The sequence below is a fragment of the Actinoplanes sp. NPDC051851 genome (assembly GCF_040681165.1).
Classification (GTDB): domain Bacteria; phylum Actinomycetota; class Actinomycetes; order Mycobacteriales; family Micromonosporaceae; genus Actinoplanes.
This window is the reverse complement of the sequence record NZ_JBFAYF010000006.1, coordinates 122,628-142,328: the sequence shown is the minus strand read 5'-3', so window position 1 is coordinate 142,328 and position 19,701 is coordinate 122,628. Positions and strand designations below refer to the sequence as shown.

Genomic DNA, 19,701 nt, shown 5'->3' with positions numbered 1-19,701 from the left:
ACGGCCTTGGCGAGAGGGCGAATGATCCTAGCGGGCGGCATCCTTCTCTGCTCGCCCACGATTTTAGCCCGTCCGGCCGAGTGCCTCCCGCGCCAGCTCGGTGAGCAGTAGCCCGGCAGCCTGTGACGGGGTGAACCACGAGGCCAGGTCGGTGGAGCCGCCGGCCGCCTCGGTCACCGCGGCCTCGACCGGGTCGTCCACGCGTACCCGATAGATCGCCCGGAGCACGTGCCATTCCAGCGGACGACCCTCGGGTCCGACGGCCGCCGGGTTGTAGTGGTGCCCCACGAAGAGCAGCCCGTCGATCCGGCCGCGCTGCGAGGTCTCCTCGTAGACCTCACGGGCCAGCCCCTCCTCGGGCGTCTCGCCGAAGTCGGTGCCGCCGCCGGGCAGGTGCCAGTGGCCGCCGCCGGGGTAGCCCTCGGAGATCCGGGCCAGCAGGACGCGGCCCTCCGGGTCGGTGACCAGCCCGTACGCCCCGAACCGCTGCACCCGTTCGCTGCTGCGCACCGGCTCGTCGGCGCCGATCGTGATCCCCGCCTCGTCGAAGCGCACGCCGAGGATCCGGGCGGTGAACGGCAGGAGGGGCAGGTCCGCGTGCGCCGCCCACTCCACCGCGTCGCTGGTGCCGTCGGTCTCCGCGCGCAGCTCACCGCCGGTCACCTCGACGTCGTAGACGATCCGGTCGGTGTGCTCGAGGATGTCGGCCTCGGGCAGCGGCGTCACGTCGGAGATCACCGCGCGCAGGCCGGTGATCCGCACCACCAGCCCGGTCTCCTCGGCGAACTCCCGGACGACCGTGTCGTCCGGGTGCTCGCCGTGGTCCACGCCACCGCCGGGCAGCGACCAGACACCGGGGAAAGCGGCGGCCTCCGAGCCGCGGGTGAGCAGGATCCGCCCGTCGGCCGCCCGGCACACGCCGTACGCCGCCACTCTCCTGATCTTCATCCGGTCAAGGGTAGTAGCCCCTGTCGACCGAGTCAGATCAGTTTCGCGGCCCGGAGGGCGTCGGCGGTCACCTCGGTCAGCTGGTCGGCGGCGAGCTCGGCGACCTGCTTGAGCGGCATCCACTTCGCCTCGGAGGTGGAGCCCCCGACGTCGTGGATGATCACCTCGGTCGGGTCGTCGACGACGACCCGGTAGAACGCGCGGACGCCGTGCCAGTCGATCGGGTAGCCCTCCGGGCCGAGCGAGGCCGCGTCCCGGTGACTGGCCACGCCGAGCAGCTCGATCAGCCGCCCCGCCTGGCCGGTCTCCTCGACCAGCTCACGGATGAGCGCCGTGCCGGGCTGTTCGCCGTAGTCGGTGCCGCCGCCGGGCAGGTGCCAGCAGCCCTCGCCCGGGTAGCCCGGCGCGATTCGCGTCAAAAGAAGGTTTTCGTACGGGTCGGTGGCGATCGCGTACGCCGCGAAGCGCTGCGCCCGGTGCAGCCCGTCCGGTCCCTCGTACGCGTAGAAGGAGGGGAAGGTCGGCGGCACGTCGGGGCGCAGGTCGGCGGAGGCGGTGCTCAACCCGAGGGCCTCCGCCGCGAACGGCCGCAGTTTGAGCTGCTCCGCCTCGGCGAGGGTGTGCCATCGGGCCAGGTCGGTGTTGTGACCGACCCGGTCCACCAGGTTGCCGCCACGTATCGACACCGAGTAGAGCAGGCGGTCGGTGTGGATCGTGACGCCTCGATGCGGCAGTGCGCGCATGTCGGCGAGGACGTCGCGCAGCCCGGTGACGGCGACGGAGAGCCCGGTCTCCGCCGCGGTCTCGCGGACGACGGTGTGGTTGGGGTCTTCGCCGTGGTCGACGGCGCCGCCGGGCAGCGACCAGATGCCGGGGGTGCCGGACTTGGCCGAGGCCCGGACCAGGAGAACCCGGCCCTCGTCGTCGAAGGCGACGGCGTAGGCGGCGATCCTGCGGAGCGGTTCCAGTGCGGGGGTCACGGGACGGCATTCTGCCCGGATTTTGTTACCTGGCCGTTCCGTCTGTCGGGTTCCTGACAGTTGAATCGCACTGAGTAATCGCAGTTCAGGGCGGGTTTACCCGCCCTGAGCGATTGATCCACTACCCAGCGTCACTCCCACTCGATGGTGCCCGGGGGCTTGCTCGTGACGTCCAGAACCACCCTGTTGATCTCACGAACCTCGTTGGTGATGCGGTTCGAGATGGTGGCGATCACGTCGTACGGCAGGCGCGACCAGTCGGCGGTCATCGCGTCCTCGGAGGAGACCGGGCGGAGCACGACGGGGTGGCCGTACGTCCGGCCGTCGCCCTGCACGCCGACACTGCGCACGTCGGCGAGGAGCACCACCGGGAACTGCCAGACGTCGCGGTCCAGCCCGGCGCGGGTCAGCTCCTCGCGGGCGATCAGGTCGGCCTGGCGCAGGATGTCCAGCCGCTCCCGGTCCACCGCGCCGATGATCCGGATCGCCAGACCCGGGCCCGGGAACGGGTGCCGCTGCACGATCACGTCGGGCAGGCCCAGCTCCTTGCCGATCGCCCGGACCTCGTCCTTGAAGAGCGTGCGCAGCGGCTCGATCAGCGAGAACTGGAGGTCGTCGGGGAGGCCGCCGACGTTGTGGTGCGACTTGATGTTCGCGGTGCCGGTGCCGCCGCCGGACTCCACCACGTCCGGGTAGAGCGTGCCCTGGACCAGGAACTCGATGTGCCGCTCGGAGTCCAGCTCGCGGGCGGCCGACTCGAACGTACGGATGAACTCGCGCCCGATGATCTTGCGCTTCTGCTCCGGGTCGGTGACGCCGGCCAGGTGCCCGAGGAACTGCTCCTCGGCGTCGACCACCACGAGCCGGACGCCGGTGGAGGCGACGTACTCCTTCTCCACCTGCTCGGCCTCGCCCGACCGCAGCAGGCCGTGGTCGACGAAGACGCAGGTCAGCTGGTCGCCGATGGCCTTCTGCACCAGGGCCGCGGCGACCGCCGAGTCGACGCCGCCGGAGAGCGCGCAGAGCACCTGCTTGTCGCCGACCTGCTCGCGGATCGCGGCGACCTGGTCCTCGATGATGTTGCCGGGCGTCCAGGTGGGCTCGAGACCCGCGATGTCGTACAGGAAGCGCTTGAGCATCTCCTGGCCCTGCTCGGTGTGCGCCACCTCGGGGTGGAACTGCACACCGGCCCGCCTGGCGGTGAGGTCCTCGAACGCGGCGACCGGGGCGCCCGGCGTCGAGGCGGTGACCGCGAAGCCCTGCGGCGCGACCGCGACGCTGTCACCGTGGCTCATCCAGACCGGCAGGTCGGCGGGGAGGTCGCGAAGCAGCGTGCCGCCCTGAGCGGCCAGCAGGGTGCGACCGTACTCCCGGGAACCGGTGTGCGCGACGGTGCCGCCGAGCGCCTGGGCCATCGCCTGGAAGCCGTAGCAGATGCCGAAGACCGGCACCTCGCTGTCGAAGAGCGTGGCGTCGAGCGAGGGCGCGCCGGGCTCGTAGACGCTGGACGGACCGCCGGACAGGATGATCGCGGCGGGATCCTTGGCCAGCATCTCGGCCACCGGCATCGAGTGCGGGACGATCTCGGAGTAGACGCGGGCCTCACGGACCCGGCGGGCGATCAACTGGGCGTACTGGGCGCCGAAGTCGACGACGAGGACGGGACGCGGGGTACTCACCCGTTGAGTTTACTGATACGACGAAGGGCCGACCCGACAAGGGCCGACCCTTCGCCACGCCGTGCGATCAGGCGCGGTAGTACGTACGGGTCGTCGTGTACTTGACGTTGCCCGCCTTGTCGTACGCCCGGACCCGGACCTTCATGGTCTTCTTCTGTTTCGCGACCTTGAAGGTGAGCTTGTAGCCCGAGGTGGCGTCGGTCGCCACCACCTTGCCGTTCACGATCAGCTGCACCTTGCTGATGCCCGACTTGTCACTGGCCTTGACGTAGACCTTGACGGTGCCCTTCACCTTGGCCTTGTTCTTCGGAGCCTTGGTGATCGACACGGTCGGCGTGATGTTGTCGGCGACGATCGTCCGCGTGCCGGTCCACGTGATGTTGCCGGCCTTGTCGGTGATCTTCAGCTTGATCTTGTACGATCCGTTCTTGCCCGAGGTGTTGAAGGTGGGCGCGAACGGGGACGTGTAGTCCCAGCTGTTCCACTTGTCGTTGACGTACAGGTCGACCGCCCGGATCCCGGACCAGTTGTCGGCCAGCCCGGACGGGGTCACCGCGACGGTGCCGTGCACCTTCGCGTTGTTCGCCGGGGTCCAGCTCTTGTACGTCGGCGCCGTGGTGTCCGCGCCGTACGTGATCGCGCTGGCCGCGTTCACCAGGCCCTTGTCGGTCCAGCTGTTGTCGGTGGCGGTCGTCTTGATCGCGTTCTGGATGCTCCACCCGGAGTAGGACGGGTGAGCCGACTTGATCAGCGCCGCCACACCGGAGACCAGCGGAGCGGAGAACGACGTGCCCTGCACCTTGTAGTACTGGACACCCTGGTAGGTGCCGACACAGTTCGCCGGGGCCGTGGTGATGTCGTTGTAGCAGTACTCCCCGGTGTTCCACATGCCGGCCGTGATGCCCGGCGCCGCCACGTCGACCCAGTCGCCGTAGGTCGACCAGCTCGCCCGGCCGGTGGTCGCGGTGGTGGTCGCGGCCACCGACAGCACGTCGGTGTACGCGGCCGGGTACATCTTCTCGGTGGTGCCCTCGTTGCCCGCCGACGCGACGACCAGGGCACCCCGCGCGTTCGCGTACGCCACCGCGTTCTTCAGCAGCGTGCTGGAGCCCGCGCCGCCCAGCGACAGGTTGACGATCTGCGCGCCGTTCTTCACCGCGTAGACGATGCCGTCGGCGATGTCCGAGTCGTACCCGGAGCCCTCGTCGTCGAGCACCTTCACCGGGAGGATCTGGCACTGCCAGCAGACGCCGGCGATGCCCGCCCCGTTGTCACCGGTGCCGGCGATCAGCGACGACACCACGGTGCCGTGCGGGAACTCGGCGTCGTCGGTGGGGTCGTTGTCGCCGTTGAAGAAGTCGTAGCCCTGCAGCACCTTGCCCGCCAGGTCACCGACCGCCGAGACGCCGGTGTCCACCACGGCGACCTTGACCGTGGAACCGGTCGTGGTCTCCCAGGCGGTGGGCACCTTGATCTGGCTGAGCTCCGGCTGGTATCCGGCGGTGTAGAGCGGGTCGTCGACCGAGACCGCGGTCGCCTTGCGCTGCAGGTCCACCGCCGCGTACGAGACGCTCGGGTCCTGCCGGAGCGCGGCGAGCGTGGTCTGCACGCGGCTCGCCGGGACCTTCAGGGACTTCGCGCCGAGTTCGGCGAGAAGACCGTGCCTCGCCTGTCCCTGTGCCTCGGCACCGGACAGGCCCAGCCGGGACAGGCTGGACAACCGGGTGGTGGCCTCGAAACCGGGCTTGAGCCCGACGATCAGCCGTACCGGCAGCGAGTCCGCCGCGTCGGCGCTACCGGTGGCCGCGCCACCCAGTCCCGCCGCCACGGCAGCGACGACGAGACCAGTGGTCAGCCGCCGGATTCTTGGGTTCATCAGCTGTTGCCTCCCCGTGGGCGACCCGCCGCGGACCGGCGAATCGCCCGGCCAGAGTACTGGTGATCTTCAATCCTGCAATCCTCCTTTCATCTACCGGGATGCCGTCCGCTCATTTACTGTTCGGGCTATGCGGAGCAGCAAGATCACATGGGCGGTCGTCGCTGGAGTCGTCGTCGCCCTGCTCGCGGGGGTGGGCATCGCGATCGCCTACAGCCGGGGCTCCTCGCCGTCCCCCTCCCCCTCGGCACCGGTGGCGGCTCCGCAGGCCTCTCTCGCCGCGCCGTCCGCGTCGGCGTCACCGGCGCCCTCGCCCGGCGCCGACCTCGAGGGGCCGGTCGACCTGCTGCTGCTCGGCGTCGACACCCGGGTGAGCATCCCGGACTGGCAGCCGCACTCCGACGCGATCATGCTGCTGCACGTCGAGTCCGGTCTCGACTCGGCGTACCTCTACTCGCTCCCCCGCGATCTCCGCGTGCAGATCCCGGCCTTCGCCAAGGCGGGCTTCTCCGGCGGAAAACACAAGATCACCGAGGCTATGGCGTACGGGTCACGCGTACCCGGCACGTCGACCACGAACGTCGCCAACGGCTACGAGTTGCTGGCCAAGACGATCAGCAACTACACCGGCGTCAAGACCATCGCCGCCGGGGCCATCCTCAACTTCGGCGGCCTGTCGAAGCTGGTCGATCAGCTCGGCGGCGTCGACATCACGGTCGACCATAAGGTCACGTCGAAGCACCGCAAGCCCAACGGCGAGATGCGCAAGCTGGTCGGCGGCGACTACGTCGGAGCGCAGGCCGTCTACACCGTCGGCAAGCACCACTTCGTCGGCTGGCAGGCGATCGACTACGCCCGGCAGCGCTACGGCCTGCCGAACGGCGACTACGACCGGCAGCGTCATCAGCGCCAGCTCGTCGAGGCCATCCTGACCAAGGCGCTCGCCCAGGGCCTGACCGAGCCGGCCAAGCTGCAGTCGGTCATCGACGCGCTCGGCAAGACGCTGGTCTACATCGGCGGCGAGCAACCCGCTGCTTACGCGTACGCCCTCCGCAACCTCACCTCCGCGAAGATCACCATGGTCGAGCTGGAGGGCGGCGGCGTCGGCAGCGGCAGCAACTACCTCGGCGAGCAGCTCAACTCCGAGGCCCGCGGCTTCCTCACCGCCGTCGCCAAGAACAAGATCCCCGCCTACCTGAAGGCCCACCCCAAACTGATCAACAAGTAGCCCTCCCCGGACCGCCCCATCGGGATTGATCAACATTTCATGATCGACCGCGGGCGATCTTCTCGGCTGGCGGTCACGGGTGTCTCGGCGGCCTCGAGAGACCCGTGACCGCCAGCTCTCCCGGCTTAGCCGGCGTTCACGGGCCTGTCGGACCGCCCGAGACACCCCGGACCACCAGCCCACCATCCCGAGACAGCCCGGATCGCCAGCTCGGCACGGACACGGTGCGGGGAGTTCGGGTGTGAGGAGAGCCGCAACGTCACACAGCGGGTGGACTTCGACCCGGGTGGTGGGGGGACAAAACGGACGGTGCGGCGGGGAGTCCGTAATCTCGGGGAATGCGAGGACGGAGAATCCGGGCGGTTGGGGCGGTATTACTGATCACCACGGTCGGGGCGTGCACATCGGACGGGCCTGAACCGGAGCGGTCAGCGGCACCGAGCACTCCCGTGTTCCGCCCCGGCGCAGGCGGCGCGGGCGACCCCTACTTCCCCACCTACGGCAACGGTGGCTACGACGTCGCCGGCTACGACCTCGACCTGCGGTACGACCCCGCGACCGGCAAGCTGAACGGCACCGCGACGATCACCGCCACCGCCACCCAGGACCTCTCCCGCTTCGACTTCGACCTCGCGCACCTCATCGCCGGTACGGTCACTGTGGACGGCACCGCCGCGACCATCGCCACCAGCGGCAACGAGCTCGTGATCACGCCCGCGACCGGCATCACCGACGGCCGGAGGTTCACCGTCGTGGTCACGTACGGCGGCACCCCCGGCGAACTGGAGAACAAGTCGCTCGGCAACGGCGGCTGGATCAAGACCACGGACGGCGGCATCGCTCTCGGTCAGCCTGAGGCGGCGAGCACCTGGTTCCCGGTCAACGACCACCCCTCGGACAAGGCCACCTTCGCGCTGGCGATGACGGTGCCCGCGGGGCTCGAGGTGATCAGCAACGGGGTGCCCGGCGAGCGGACGACCGCCGATGGCTGGACCACCTGGCACTGGGCCGAGTCCGCCCCGATGGCGAGTTACCTCTCCACCGTGGTGATCGGGCAGTACCGGATCGCCACGACCACCCACGACGGCAAGCCCATGATCATCGCGGTGCCCGAGTCGACGCCCGCCGACGATCCGGCGGTGCTCTCGCTGAACGAGACCGGCGAGGTCACCGACTACCTGGCCACGCTCTTCGGGCCGTACCCGTTCGACGCGAACGGCGGGGTGCTGGTCAACGACGACCGGATCGGGTACGCCCTGGAGACCCAGTCCCGTCCGGTCTACGGCGCCACGTTCTTCGCCGGCGGGACGGACCTCGGTGTGGTCGCCCACGAGATCGCGCACCAGTGGTTCGGCGACAGCGTGGCACTGGAGCGCTGGCAGGACATCTGGCTGAACGAGGGCTTCGCCACGTACGCGGAGTGGCTCTGGGCCGAGCACGAGGGCGACGAGACGGCCCAGGCCGCGTTCGACAGGTCGTACTCCGCCTTCGACTGGCAGCAGACGCCGGGCGACCCGGGTGCCGCGCGCCTGTTCGGCGAGGCCGTCTACGACCGGGGCGCGATGACCGTCCACGCGCTGCGCCGCACGATCGGCGACGACGCGTTCTTCCGGCTGCTCAAGCAGTGGACCAGCACCCACCGGGACGGCAACGCCGGCACCGGCGAGTTCATCACGACCGCCGAACGGGTCTCCGGCAAAGACCTCACCACCTTCTTCAAAGCTTGGCTGTACGACCCCACCCGCCCCGCAAAGCCATGACCCCCAGCCCAGCGGCCCCGCAGTCCCATGCTTCTCACGAAACGCCGCCGGTGAGGAGGCAGCCGATTTCTCGACGCCGCGGGGTTTGCGGGCGGCGGGAAATCGCCTGCCTCCTCACCGGTTACCAGGCGTTTTGTGCGCGGAGCGAAGCGAAGCCAAGCTAGCTCAGTGATCGAGGACCAGGGCGACCTTCTGGAACTCCTTGACGTCGCGGTAGCCGCACTTGGCCATCGCGCGCCGCAGGCCGCCGAAGAGGTTCAGCTGGCCGTCCGGGCGGTTCGCCGGGCCGTAGAGCAGCTGCTCCAGCGATCCGTCCGGCTCGCCGGCGATGCAGAAGCCGCCGCGCGGCAGGGCCGGGTGGCTCGCCGCCGAGTGCCACCACGCGCCGCCGGCCGGGGCACCCTCGGCCAGTGACAGCGGCTCGCCGAGCATGACCGCGTCCGCGCCGCAGCCGATCGCCTTGGCGATGTCGCCGGAGGTGGCGATCCCGCCGTCGGCGATCAGGTGGACGTACCGCCCGCCGGTCTCGTCGAGGTAGTCACGGCGGGCCGCCGCGGCGTCGGCGATCGCGGTGGCCATCGGCACCCGGATGCCGAGGACGGTGTCCGTCGTGGACCACTCGTCCGCGCCGACACCGACGATGACGCCGGCCGCGCCGGTCCGCATCAGGTGCAGGGCGGTCTTGTAGTCGGTGCAGCCGCCGACGATGACCGGCAGGTCCAGGTCGGCGATGAACTCCTTGAGGTTCAGCGGCTCGTCCGTGGTGGACACGTGCTCCGCCGAGACCAGGGTGCCCTGGATGACCAGCAGGTCGACGCCGGCGTCCAGGATGACCGGGGCGAGCGCCAGGGTGTGCTGCGGCGACACCCGGACGGCCACGGTGACGCCGCCGTCGCGGATCTGCCGGACCCGGTCGGCGATCAGCTCCGGCTTGATCGGCTCGGCGTACACCTCCTGCAGCCGCTTGGTGGCGTCCGCCTCCTCGTCCAGCCCGGAGAGCTCTTCGAGGATCTTGCTGGGGTCCTCGTAGCGGGTCCAGAGGCCCTCGGCGTTCAGCACGCCCAGGCCGCCGAGGCGGCCCAGGGCGATCACCGATTCCGGGCTCTGGGTCGCGTCGGACGGGTGCGCGACGCAGGGGATCTTGAACGGGTAGGCGTCGAGCTTCCACTCGGTCGAGACGTCGTCGACGTCCCGGGTCCGACGGCTCGGCACGATCGCGATGTCGTCCAGGTGGTAACCACGCTGGGCGGTCTTACCGAGGCCGATCTCCACTACGTCACGCATGGTGTTTCAGATCCTCATTTAGCGGGAGTGGTAGTTCGGAGCCTCGACGGTCATCTGGATGTCGTGCGGGTGGGACTCCTTGAGACCCGCCGCGGTGATCCGGATGAGCTGTCCACGCTCCTGCAGGTCCGGAATGGTCTCCGCACCCACGTAGCCCATGGCCGCGCGCAGCCCGCCGATGAGCTGGTGCGCCACCCTGGACAGGGGACCACGATAGGGCACCATGCCCTCGACCCCCTCGGGAACCAGCTTGTCCTCGTTCACATCCTGCTGGAAATAGCGGTCCTTGGAGTAGGACTTGGCCTGTCCACGGGACTGCATCGCCCCGAGAGAACCCATTCCGCGGTACGACTTGTACTGTTTGCCGTTCACGTTGAGATCCTCGCCGGGGCTCTCCTCGGAGCCTGCGAGCAGGCTGCCCAGCATCACCGCGCTGGCGCCGGCCACGATCGCCTTCGCGATGTCGCCACTGTATTGAACACCGCCGTCAGCGATCACCGGCACGCCGGCCGGGGTGCAGGCCCGGGAGGCCTCCATGATCGCCGTTATCTGCGGCACGCCCACGCCCGCGACGATCCGGGTGGTGCAGATCGCGCCGGGACCGACGCCCACCTTCACCGCGTCGGCACCCGCCTCGACCAGGGCCTTGGCGCCCGCGTAGGTCGCCACGTTGCCGCCCACGATGTCGATCGCGACGTCCTTCTTCAGCCGCGCGACCATCTCCAGCACGGCGCGCTGGTGACCGTGCGCGGTGTCGACGATGACCACGTCCACCCCGGCGTCGACGAGCGCCCGCGCCCGCTTGTAGGAGTCGTCACCGACGCCGACCGCGGCGGCCACCCGGAGCCGGCCCTGCGGGTCCTTCGCGGCGTTCGGGTACTGCTCGGACTTGGTGAAATCCTTCACGGTGATCAGCCCGCGCAGGTGGCCGGCCTCGTCGACCAGCGGCAGCTTCTCCACCTTGTGCTTGGCGAGCAGCGTGAGCGCCTCGTCCTTGCTCACCCCGACCCGCGCGGTGATCAGCGGCGCCTTGGTCATCACGTCGCGGACCTTGGCGTTGTGGTCGCTCTCGAAGCGCATGTCGCGGTTGGTGACGATGCCCACGAGTAAGCCCTGGGCGTCGACCACCGGGGCGCCGGAGATCCGGTACCGCCCACAGAGCGCGTCGACCTGCGCGAGGGTGTCGTCCGGGCTGCAGGTGATCGGGTTGGTGATCATGCCGGACTCGGAGCGCTTCACCAGGTCGACCTGGGCCGCCTGGTCCTCCACCGAGAGATTGCGGTGCAGCACGCCGATGCCACCCTGGCGGGCCATGGCGATCGCCATCCGTGCCTCGGTCACGGTGTCCATGCCCGCGGAGAGCAGCGGAATGGAGAGCTCGACGTTGCGCGTCAACCGGGTGACCGTGTTGACCCGGCTGGGCACGACGTCCGATTCACCGGGCTGCAACAGCACGTCGTCGAAGGTCAGACCGAGAGGAACAGTGCGAGCGCTGTCAGTTTCCACAAATCATCCCTAGAGAAGAGGCGGAGTACATCATCGTACCCACCAAGAGCGGGGCACCCGGGCGGCGGACAGAACGTGCGGGCCAGCACACCTGGGCCGGAGGTGAGTACGGTATGGGGGTGCAAGAAGAGCCCATCGACCCGTTCAACGGCGACCCCGCCGACCCGGCCGCGGAACTCGACGACCTCAATGAGGACGCCGAGAGCGAACCGCTGACCGAGGACGAGCGACAGGACGTCCTGGAGGACCTCTCCGACCTGGAGATCTACCAGGCCCTGTTGAGTCCGACCGGCATCCGCGGGCTGGTCATCGAGTGCGAGGACTGCCACGAGCCGCACTACTTCGACTGGGACCTGCTCCGGGGCAACCTGCGCCACCTGTTGAGCAGCGGCCGCCCACGGGTCCACGAGCCCGCCTACGACCCGGACCCCGATCACTACGTCACGTGGGAATACGCGCGCGGCTACGCCGACGGCGTCCACGACACCTTGACCGAGGGCACCGACGACGATGCCTGATTGCTGCGCTTCGCTCCGCGGCAAAACGCCTTGTAACCGGTGAGGAGGCAGGCGATTTCCCGCCACCCGCAAACCCCGCGGGCGTCGACAAATCACTTGCCTCCTCACCGGCGGCGTTTTGCGGGTGGCGGGGCTGGACTTGTTCACCACACGTTGGCGTACCGCAAAAGCGGGGGCAGGTGAGTGACCCGCCCCCGCAACCCTGATTAAGCGACCAGGCCGGCGCGGAAGCCGGCGGCGACCGCGTGGGCGCGGTCGCGGGCGCCGAGCTTGCGGAAGAGGCGCCGGGCGTGCGTCTTGACGGTGTCCTCGGAGACGAAGAGCTCACGGCCGATCTCCGCGTTGCTCTTGCCGTCGGCCATCCCGCGCAGCACCTGGAGCTCACGCTCGGTGAGCGTCAACCGGCGCCCGGCCGGAGCCGCGTCGGGCACGCCCTCATTGCCCGGCCAGGCCACCATGGGCCGGCCGGTCGCCGGGTCGATCGGCGCGTCGCCGCGCTGAGCCGGCACCATCGGCGAGTTGGGCAGCATGGCCGGGACCGCGGCCGCGTTCGGGTGGCCCATGCCCATGCCGTACTGGCCACGGGTCCCGGGAGCGTTGCTGTTCCGGACGCCACCGGCCACTCCGGCCGGCTGCGCGTTGGCGCCGTTGATCGGCATGCCCTGCGGGCGTACCGGCAACAGCAGTAGGAGCAGAGCCTTCGCAACGACGCTGACCAGGTCGTGCTCGACGCCGCGGATCACACCACGGGCTCCGGCGGCGACCGCGGCGGCGGCGACCCGGGGGTCCTCCGCACCGAAGAGCACCACCTGCGCCTGGGGCGCGCGGGCCAGGACCCGCCGGGTGAACCCGACGCTGTCCGGACGGGTCACGGCGGTGTCGGCCAGGACCACTTCGGCGGGGCGTTCCGCCAGTCGGATCATGGCCTCGGTCTCGCTGACGGCGGTCCGGACGACACCGGTCATGCCGAGCCGGGCCGCGGTGGACGCGACGGTCTGGGCCGCCAGCGGGGTTCGGACGCACACGAGGACGGTACGCACAGTGATCCTCCTTCTCTCTCAGAGGAGATCACGCGAGGGCCGCAGCATTACGCGCTTTAGATGGAAAAAACGGGAAAGAAAGGTATGACTTGCCGCCTCTTTGCCACACGACCCGGGAACACATCGACATGGGGCGTGTGAGCCGGCGTGTGCCGGGGTACATGCGCGCAAGGCCTGTGTCAGGCCCCCCATGACGAACGCTCCGCGGTGCCGCGCGGTGAGGAGGGTTTTGATATGTCGAACGTTCGCAGACTGCCCGGGCCTATCGCTGATCTCTGGGACTGGCAGAGGCTGGGACTCTGCCGTGGCCGGGACAGCGCACAGTTCTTCCACCCGGACGGCGAGCGCGGGTCGTCCCGCAACCGCCGCGAGGCCAAGGCCAAGACCATGTGCGGCGCGTGCCCGGTCCGGGCCGAATGCGCCGCCCACGCCCTCGCGGTGCGCGAGCCGTACGGGGTGTGGGGAGGGTTCAGCGAATCGGAGCGGCTGCGGCTGCTCGCGGTCGGCTGGGAGGATCTGGCCGATCGTCACGGACGGGTCGACCTTGTCCGGCTCGAGGCTCGCCTCGGCCTGCCCCACAAGTCCGCGGTGCCCGCACAGCGGCAGGCACCGGCGGCCTGACGGCGCCCGGCACGCGGCATAACCACGCGGCTCGCGACACGGTCCTCCCCGGAAGACCGTGTCGAGTGGTTCAGCGGTTCTTCAACCGCATCGGTGGACATGCAACCCACCGTATGAGCGACTTGCGTTTTCGAGTCGGACCGAAAGTGCGCTTTCCGGCTAGTCGACAGTGACCGCTATCTCGTGCCATCCGGTGGCCCCGTCGGGGGCCGGTTCGGCGTACGTCTCCGTCTGGGTCGCGCCGTCCAGATCGGTCGCCCGGACCCGCAGGACGTGGTCGCCCGCGGTCGCCTGCCACGGGTGCGTCCACTGGCGCCAGGTGTCCGCGGAGACCGCCGGGGCGAGCGTCGCGGTCTCCCACGGACCGTCGTCCACCTGCACTTCGACCTTGGCGATGCCCCGATGCTGTGCCCAGGCGACACCGGCCACCGCGATGGTGCCCGCCTTCTTCGAGGCGCCGTCGCGCGGGCTGTCGATCCGGGACTCGGTCTTGATCGGAGCCTGCGCCGCCCACCCCCTCGGCACCCAGTAGGCGTCGAAGTCCGCGAACCTCGTCAGCTCGATCTCGGTGATCCACTTGCATGCGGAGACGTAGCCGTAGAGTCCGGGAACGATCATTCGGACCGGGAAGCCGTGCTCGACCGGGAGCGCCTCGCCGTTCATCCCGACGGCGAGCATCGCGTCGCGTCCGTCGCGGAGCACGGCGGTCGGCGTACCGCAGGTCCAGCCGTCCGAGGAGCGCTGCACGGCCTGATCAGCTTCGGGCAGCGGGTCGGCCTCGTCGAGCAGCGCCTTGATCGGGGTGCCGAGCCAGAGCGCGTTCCCGATCAGGTCGCCGCCGACCTCGTTGGAGACGCAGGCGATCGTCACGTACCGCTCCATCATCGGGCGTTGCAGCAGCTCCGCCCAGGTGATGGTGATCGGGTTCCGGACCATCCCGTGGATCTTCAAGGTCCAGGTGGAGGGGTCCAGCTGCGGGGTGACCAGCGCGGTGTCGATCCGGTAGAAGTCCTCGATCGGCGTCACGTAGGGCACCGCTCCCTCGACCTGGGCGCCCGCCGGCACGGTCGGCACCGGCTGTGACGGCTCCGGCAGGGCGAGCGTCTCACGGGCGGCACTGACGGTGTTTCTGCCGGTCAGCCACCTGCCCGCCACCCCACCCACCGCAGCGAGACCGACCACGATCCCCAGATCCCGGAGGAATCGGCGCCGGCTGCCTTCGAGGTACGCATCCTGAACCCGGACGACCGCAGCCTCCGGCTCGGCCGCACTCTCCAGCTCAACCACGCTCTCCAGCTCAACCACGCTCTCCGGCTCGGCCGCGCTCTCCGGCTCGGTTCCGGCCGGTGGCTGGTCCTCAGGGGTGTCCAAGACGTCCGGAGACACCCCTGGGCGCCAGCCAGGAGGGACCGGGGGCATGGCGGGCGCGGCGGGCGCGGGCGCGGGCACGGCGGACGCGGGCGCGGGCGCGGCGGGCGCGGGCGCGGATGGGGTGATCGGAATCGGACTGGCGGCGTCGGCCAGGCGGAGCAGGTGGCGGAGGACGAAGGCGGCCAGCAGGGCGCCCCCCACCGACGGCAGCGCGGCCGCCGGGGTTGCGCCGCTGCGGGTCAGGGCGGCCGCCACCCCGATCGCGCCGAAGAGCGCGACGCCGGCCATCGCGACCGGCCACGACCGCCGGGCGACCGCCCCGACGCCGTACGCGTAGAGCGTCAGCAGCAGCGCCGTACCGGTGAGCAACGCGGTCTTGTCGTGCGTGCCGAAGAGCGCGATGCCCGCGTCCTTGACCGCCGCCGGCACGTGGTCGATCACCACGCCGCCGACCGCGACCAGCGGTGCCGAACGGTCCCCGGCGACCACCGCGAGCAGCTCGGCGACGCCGAGGGCGACCGCCGCGGCCGCGACGCCGGAGAGCCCGGCCCGGATCGATGTCCTCACCGGGCCATCCTGCCCGTGGTTGCTGAGAACAACCTGGCCGGGAACGGCGAACGACTCAGCGTGTCCTGAGCCGGTGGACAGCCCCCTTTGAGCCGCGATCCGTTAGGGGAGGCCCCGGAGCCGGCGGATCGAGCCGATCGCGCCGAAGGTCATCACGACGGCGACCGCCAGGCAGAACACCGCCATGGCGAGGACCAGGTCCTGGTCGTACGGCGCGGACGAGGCGCGGGTCTCGAGGAGGATCCCGCCGCCGCCGAAGAGCAGCGCCACCGGTATCTGCAGGAGCAGGACGAGCAGGGTCAGCACCCTTCGCACGCCGGTCAGCGGGGTCCGCGCCCGGCGGCCCCGCCTCGCCTGCGGGACGGAAGCCGGCGGGACGGGTATAGCTTTCGGGTCGCGGGGTGGCATCGGCGTACGCGTCTCGGGCCGGATCCGGGTGTCCAGCTCCGCGATCACGGCGTGGCCGTCCCCGAAGAGCGTCGGCTCCAGGTGCACCTGGATGCCGTCCTCGCCGACGAAGCGGCGGGCGCCGTCCGGCCAGACGAGCACCGCGGCGCACCGGTCGAAGAGGACCGTGGCCTGCGACTCGTTCACCAGGCTGACCCCGTCCGCCCCGGCGATCAGGCGCAGCCCCGGCTCCTGCAGCGACGCGTGCTCGGCGCCCTCGACCAGGCTCTCCGAGGAGTCCGGCGCAGGGACGTATCCGGCCGTGTCCGCGGTGGTCCGGCCGGGCGTCATCAGCAGCCCGTCCGCGACGGCGGCCGCGGCGACCTCGGCCACGTCCGCCGGGGTGACCGCGCGCAGCTCGGCGACCGCCTCGTCCAGGCTCTGCACCGGGCGCCCGGCGAGCAGGTTGAACGCCTGTCCGGCCAGCCGCCCGCCGGTCTCCTCGGCCTGGGCCAGCTCGGTGCAGCGGGCCTCGATCACGGTGGTCACCTCGGCCGGGCCGACCTCGCCGAGCCGGGCCGCGGCCAGCACGCCGACGAAGCCGTCGAGCACCGCGGACTGCTTCTCGGCGAGCGCGTCGGCGAACGCGGAGATCACGCCGGTGCCGTCGGCCCGGGGCTCGTATCCGGCCATCACGGTGTAGGAGAGGCCGCTCTCCTGGCGCAGGGAGCGCAGGAGGGCACGGTCCAGCACACCGGCGAAGACCGCGGCGCGCGCCTCCCGTCGCACCACGGCATTCCACGCGACCACGTTGGAGGGTCCGGGGAAGTACGCCGGGCGTACCGGAAGAGCGGAGGAAGCGACCGGAACCGATCGGCGCTCGCCGGACGGCAGGCGAAGCTCGAGCCCGGCGGGAACCTCCGGACCGGCTATCCAGAGCGCGGCGTTCTCCCTGGTGAAGTACGTCGCGATCCAGTCGCGCAGGTCGTCCTCGTCGATCCCGGTCAACCCCCACTCGGGGTAGGTGGCCACGCCGTAGTCACGGGCGCCGTGCCGCCACATCGCCAGCGCGTCGGTCGGGCCCTCACCACGGCTGCTCTGCTCGGTCCGGAGGATCTCCTTCTCCACCGCGAGCCGGGGCATCGGCGGATCGCTGAGCCCGGCGCAGACCCCGTTCAGGAAGGCGACGATCTCCTCGGCGGTGCCCTGCGTGTGGAAGTACGTGTACTCCACCCCGGTCGCGCCGTTGTGATGGTGATCGACCGGCCCGAACGAGTGCAGCGCAAGGTGCTCGATCAGGTGGGTGATGCCCCGTTTGGCTAACGGCTCATCCGCGACACCCACCCGGAAGGCGAGTCCCGCCTGCATCGGCCCGGTGGTCGGCGCGAGCACCGCCGGTATCCCGCCGACCTCGACCTGGGTGATCATCAAACGCCTCCGAGCCAGCCCGTGTTTCGGAGCCGGAACACGGGCTGGCGCAGCATAGGTGGTCGGGAGAACCGACGTATCGGGGATCGCACCTCAGCCGTTCGCCCGACGTCGCCGCAGCCGGCGCCACCAGGGGCGACCGACGGGCTCGGCGGGAGACGGCGGTGGGGACGGGATCCGGTCGGCGGGCCGGGCCGGCAGGTCGACCCGCAGCTCGGCGGGGAGCCGGGCGTCCACGTCCCGGAGCACCGGCGCGACGTCCTCGTACAGCGTCGGCTCGACCCGGACCGCGATCCCGTCCGGCCCGATCAGCTGGCGGCCGCCGTCCGCCCAGGCGAGCAGGGCGACGCACTCGGCGTACCGGACGGTCGCCCGGTCCTCGCCGGAGACCACGCTGATCCCCTCGGCGCCGTGCACCAGGCGGCAGTCGGTCCGGTTGATCGCCGGGTGCGGCGTGCCCTCGACCACGGAGTCGGAGGTGGCCGGCACCTCGGTGTACCCGGCCCAGTCGGCGCCGGTCCCGGTCGGCGCCATCAGCAGGCCGGCCTCGTACGCCGCACCGGCGACCTCGGCCACCCCGTCCCGGGTGACCGTGTCCAGCTCGGCGAGCGCCTCCTCCAGGCTCTGCACCGGGCGCCCGGCGAGCAGGTTGAACGCCTGACCGGGCAGCCGGCCGCCGCGGGACTCCGCGTCGCGCAGGCCGTCGCGGGTCAGCGCGACCACCGCGGCCACGTCCTCTTCGTCGAACCGGCCGGCCCGCATCCCGGCCAGCACGTCGACCATGCCGCCGAGCAGCGCGTCCCGCTTCTCCGGCGGGGCACCGGCGTGCGCCGTGATCCGCGCGCTCCCGTCGGCCCGGGGCTCGTAGTCGGTGGTGACCGTGGACGAGATCCCGTCCCGGTCCCGCAACTCCTGGAGCATCCGGCGTTCGAGCACGTTGGCGAAGACCGCGGCACGGGGCTCCCGGCGGACCACGGTGTCCCACGCGACGCCGTCGCCCGGCCCGGTGAAGCAGGCCGGCGTGACCAGCGGCGCGGACGACGGCGCGGGGGCGGGGCGGCGCTCGCCGTCCGGCAGGTCCAGGGTCAGCCCGTCCGGGATCGCGTCGCCGGCCACCCAGAGCGCGGCGTTGCCCCGGGTGAAGTACCGGCCGATCCAGTCCCGCAGCCGCTCGTCGCCGACGCCCTCCAGGCCGAACTCCGGGTAGCTGGGCATGCCGAAGCCGCGGGCGCCGTACCGCCACATCGGCAGCAGGTCGGCGCCGGGACGGCCGGACCGCATCCGCTCCCTGGCGATCACGATCCGCTCGGCCGACGGGTCGCGCAGGGTGGCGCAGATCTCGGCGAGGAAGGCCCGCACCTCGTCGGCGGTGCCGTGGACGTGGAAGAAGGTGTGCTCGGTCCCGGTCGCGCCGTGCCCGGCCGGCACGAGGTGCTCGACCAGCCGGGTGATGCCGCGGTGCGGCAGCGGCTCGTCCGCGACGCCGACCCGGAAGACCAGGCCGGCGTGGGTCGGGCCGGCCGCCGGGGCGAAGACCGCCGGTACGCCGCCGACGTCGAACTGCTCGGTCATCGGGCTCCTCCCACCGAGCTCAGGGCACGGTCCCGGTACTTCACGAAGGTGCCGGCCGGGTCACCGAGGTAGATCCAGGGCGACTCGGTGGCGAGCTCACCGAGCACGGTGAAGAGCGTCGCCGCCGCGGGCTGGTCGTCGAGCAGCCCGAAGGCCACGGCGAACGCGTTCATCACCTCGACCCAGCCGTGTGTGGGCCGGAAGTCGCTGTGCCAGACCGACCGGCGGGCGGCGTCGTACACCTCGGTCCGGACCGCGTCGGCCCGGAGATGGGCCTTCTCGGTCAGCCACCGTTCCAGGTGGACGTCGACGATGAGGACCGGGCTCAGCGAGCCGGCCGGCGCCGCGGCGGATGCCTCGTGGGCGAACGCCTCGGCCGCCGCCCAGGATCCGCCCCACTTCGGACAGAGCTGCCGCAGCATCCGGCGCTGGGCGGGGAGGTGGTGCGGGTCGACGGCGGCGACCCGGTCGTAGCGCCGGCGCGCCTCGGACTGCCCGAGCTCCAGGCCGCGGGCGGTGGTCAGCCGGGCGGTCCAGACCGCCGGGTCCGCGGGGGTACGCGCGGCCGCGTCGATCAGCACCCGCTCGGCCTCGCGCAGCCCGGCGGCGAGGTCCCGGACCCGCCCCCGGCGCCGGGGCGCCCAGGCCGCGGCGGTCAGGTGGGTACCGAGCAGCGCCCCGGCCGCACCGTCCGCCGGGTTCTCGCGCAGCACGCCGCGGAGCAGGTCGGCTATCTCCGGTGTCCGGCCGCAGATCTGGATCAGCGAGGTGCGCTCCACCGGTTCGGCGTCGTCGAGGAGTTCCCGGCCGGCCGCCCAGTCCCGGCCGGTGAGGGCGGTACGCAGGTGGGCGGCCTTCGGGTACGCGACGGCCGGATCCAGATCCGGGTGACCCGGGTGGCGCAGGAACATGCGCGGCAGCATAGATCTCGCGCGA

15 protein-coding genes are annotated in these 19,701 nt (G+C 71.1%); 4 read left to right on the top strand and 11 right to left on the bottom strand.

Annotated elements, in window-relative coordinates; genetic code table 11:
* Positions 1-63: 63 nt before the first annotated feature.
* The 4 genes from AB0M08_RS08770 to AB0M08_RS08755 form a co-directional block, all read right to left on the bottom strand.
* On the bottom strand, positions 64-948 hold the full coding sequence (locus tag AB0M08_RS08770) for an NUDIX domain-containing protein (RefSeq protein ID WP_364490620.1): 885 nt from the start codon (positions 946-948) through the stop codon (positions 64-66).
* Positions 949-980: 32 nt separating this feature from the next.
* Entirely contained in the window at positions 981-1,928 is a 948-nt protein-coding gene (locus tag AB0M08_RS08765) for an NUDIX domain-containing protein (RefSeq protein ID WP_364490618.1), read from the bottom strand.
* Between the two features lie 131 nt (positions 1,929-2,059).
* A complete protein-coding gene (gene guaA, locus AB0M08_RS08760) occupies positions 2,060-3,607 on the bottom strand; it encodes a glutamine-hydrolyzing GMP synthase (RefSeq protein WP_364490616.1) in 1,548 nt (515 codons plus the stop codon).
* A gap of 67 nt (positions 3,608-3,674) precedes the next feature.
* The gene (locus tag AB0M08_RS08755) at positions 3,675-5,483 is read right to left on the bottom strand and encodes a S8 family serine peptidase (RefSeq protein ID WP_364490614.1); all 1,809 of its coding nucleotides are present in this window, start codon (positions 5,481-5,483) and stop codon (positions 3,675-3,677) included.
* A 130-nt stretch (positions 5,484-5,613) separates the two neighbouring features.
* On the opposite strand from AB0M08_RS08755, the gene AB0M08_RS08750 reads away from it, so the two are divergent.
* Together AB0M08_RS08750 and AB0M08_RS08745 are read left to right on the top strand one after the other, a co-directional pair.
* Complete coding sequence (locus AB0M08_RS08750) at positions 5,614-6,711, top strand: LCP family protein (RefSeq protein WP_364490612.1); 1,098 nt, start codon at positions 5,614-5,616, stop codon at positions 6,709-6,711.
* A gap of 338 nt (positions 6,712-7,049) precedes the next feature.
* A complete protein-coding gene (locus tag AB0M08_RS08745) occupies positions 7,050-8,471 on the top strand; it encodes a M1 family metallopeptidase (protein WP_364490610.1) in 1,422 nt (473 codons plus the stop codon).
* 165 nt (positions 8,472-8,636) lie between these two features.
* On the opposite strand, the gene AB0M08_RS08740 is transcribed toward AB0M08_RS08745, so the two are convergent.
* Both AB0M08_RS08740 and guaB read right to left on the bottom strand, forming a co-directional pair.
* On the bottom strand, positions 8,637-9,755 hold the full coding sequence (locus tag AB0M08_RS08740; RefSeq protein ID WP_364490608.1) for a GuaB3 family IMP dehydrogenase-related protein: 1,119 nt from the start codon (positions 9,753-9,755) through the stop codon (positions 8,637-8,639).
* Positions 9,756-9,773: 18 nt separating this feature from the next.
* Positions 9,774-11,261, bottom strand: a complete 1,488-nt coding sequence (guaB, locus tag AB0M08_RS08735) for an IMP dehydrogenase (RefSeq protein WP_364490606.1) — start codon at positions 11,259-11,261, stop codon at positions 9,774-9,776.
* Positions 11,262-11,380: 119 nt separating this feature from the next.
* On the opposite strand from guaB, the gene AB0M08_RS08730 reads away from it, so the two are divergent.
* Positions 11,381-11,779, top strand: a complete 399-nt coding sequence (locus tag AB0M08_RS08730; protein ID WP_364490604.1) for a DUF5319 domain-containing protein — start codon at positions 11,381-11,383, stop codon at positions 11,777-11,779.
* A gap of 206 nt (positions 11,780-11,985) precedes the next feature.
* On the opposite strand, the gene AB0M08_RS08725 is transcribed toward AB0M08_RS08730, so the two are convergent.
* Positions 11,986-12,819 carry a helix-turn-helix transcriptional regulator gene (locus AB0M08_RS08725; RefSeq protein ID WP_364490602.1) on the bottom strand — a complete coding sequence of 278 codons (834 nt, stop codon included), beginning with the start codon at positions 12,817-12,819 and terminating at the stop codon, positions 11,986-11,988.
* 234 nt (positions 12,820-13,053) lie between these two features.
* Here AB0M08_RS08725 and AB0M08_RS08720 point away from each other — a divergent pair, with 234 nt between their 5' ends.
* Positions 13,054-13,440: a WhiB family transcriptional regulator gene (locus AB0M08_RS08720; protein ID WP_364490600.1), complete on the top strand. Its 387-nt coding sequence runs from the start codon at positions 13,054-13,056 to the stop codon at positions 13,438-13,440.
* A 159-nt stretch (positions 13,441-13,599) separates the two neighbouring features.
* On the opposite strand, the gene AB0M08_RS08715 is transcribed toward AB0M08_RS08720, so the two are convergent.
* The 4 genes from AB0M08_RS08715 to AB0M08_RS08700 all read right to left on the bottom strand — a co-directional run bounded on the left by AB0M08_RS08715 (position 13,600) and on the right by AB0M08_RS08700 (position 19,676).
* Positions 13,600-15,378 carry a molybdopterin-dependent oxidoreductase gene (locus AB0M08_RS08715; RefSeq protein WP_364490598.1) on the bottom strand — a complete coding sequence of 593 codons (1,779 nt, stop codon included), beginning with the start codon at positions 15,376-15,378 and terminating at the stop codon, positions 13,600-13,602.
* Between the two features lie 102 nt (positions 15,379-15,480).
* Positions 15,481-17,193 carry an insulinase family protein gene (locus AB0M08_RS08710; protein WP_364490596.1) on the bottom strand — a complete coding sequence of 571 codons (1,713 nt, stop codon included), beginning with the start codon at positions 17,191-17,193 and terminating at the stop codon, positions 15,481-15,483.
* A 93-nt stretch (positions 17,194-17,286) separates the two neighbouring features.
* Positions 17,287-18,765, bottom strand: a complete 1,479-nt coding sequence (locus AB0M08_RS08705; protein WP_364490594.1) for an insulinase family protein — start codon at positions 18,763-18,765, stop codon at positions 17,287-17,289.
* Entirely contained in the window at positions 18,762-19,676 is a 915-nt protein-coding gene (locus tag AB0M08_RS08700) for a hypothetical protein (protein ID WP_364490592.1), read from the bottom strand. The genes AB0M08_RS08705 and AB0M08_RS08700 overlap by 4 nt, the downstream gene beginning before the upstream one ends.
* Between the last annotated feature and the right edge of the window lie 25 nt (positions 19,677-19,701).

Excerpts from the sequence above, each read along its gene's own strand:
- AB0M08_RS08770 (WP_364490620.1), bottom strand. The coding sequence starts at position 948 with ATGAAGATCAGGAGAGTGGCGGCGTACGGCGTGTGCCGGGCGGCCGAC.
- AB0M08_RS08755 (WP_364490614.1), bottom strand. The coding sequence starts at position 5,483 with ATGAACCCAAGAATCCGGCGGCTGACCACTGGTCTCGTCGTCGCTGCC.
- AB0M08_RS08750 (WP_364490612.1), top strand. The coding sequence starts at position 5,614 with ATGCGGAGCAGCAAGATCACATGGGCGGTCGTCGCTGGAGTCGTCGTC.
- AB0M08_RS08745 (WP_364490610.1), top strand. The coding sequence starts at position 7,050 with ATGCGAGGACGGAGAATCCGGGCGGTTGGGGCGGTATTACTGATCACC.
- AB0M08_RS08740 (WP_364490608.1), bottom strand. The coding sequence starts at position 9,755 with ATGCGTGACGTAGTGGAGATCGGCCTCGGTAAGACCGCCCAGCGTGGT.
- AB0M08_RS08720 (WP_364490600.1), top strand. The coding sequence starts at position 13,054 with ATGTCGAACGTTCGCAGACTGCCCGGGCCTATCGCTGATCTCTGGGAC.
- AB0M08_RS08710 (WP_364490596.1), bottom strand. The coding sequence starts at position 17,193 with ATGATCACCCAGGTCGAGGTCGGCGGGATACCGGCGGTGCTCGCGCCG.
- AB0M08_RS08705 (WP_364490594.1), bottom strand. The coding sequence starts at position 18,765 with ATGACCGAGCAGTTCGACGTCGGCGGCGTACCGGCGGTCTTCGCCCCG.
- AB0M08_RS08700 (WP_364490592.1), bottom strand. The coding sequence starts at position 19,676 with ATGTTCCTGCGCCACCCGGGTCACCCGGATCTGGATCCGGCCGTCGCG.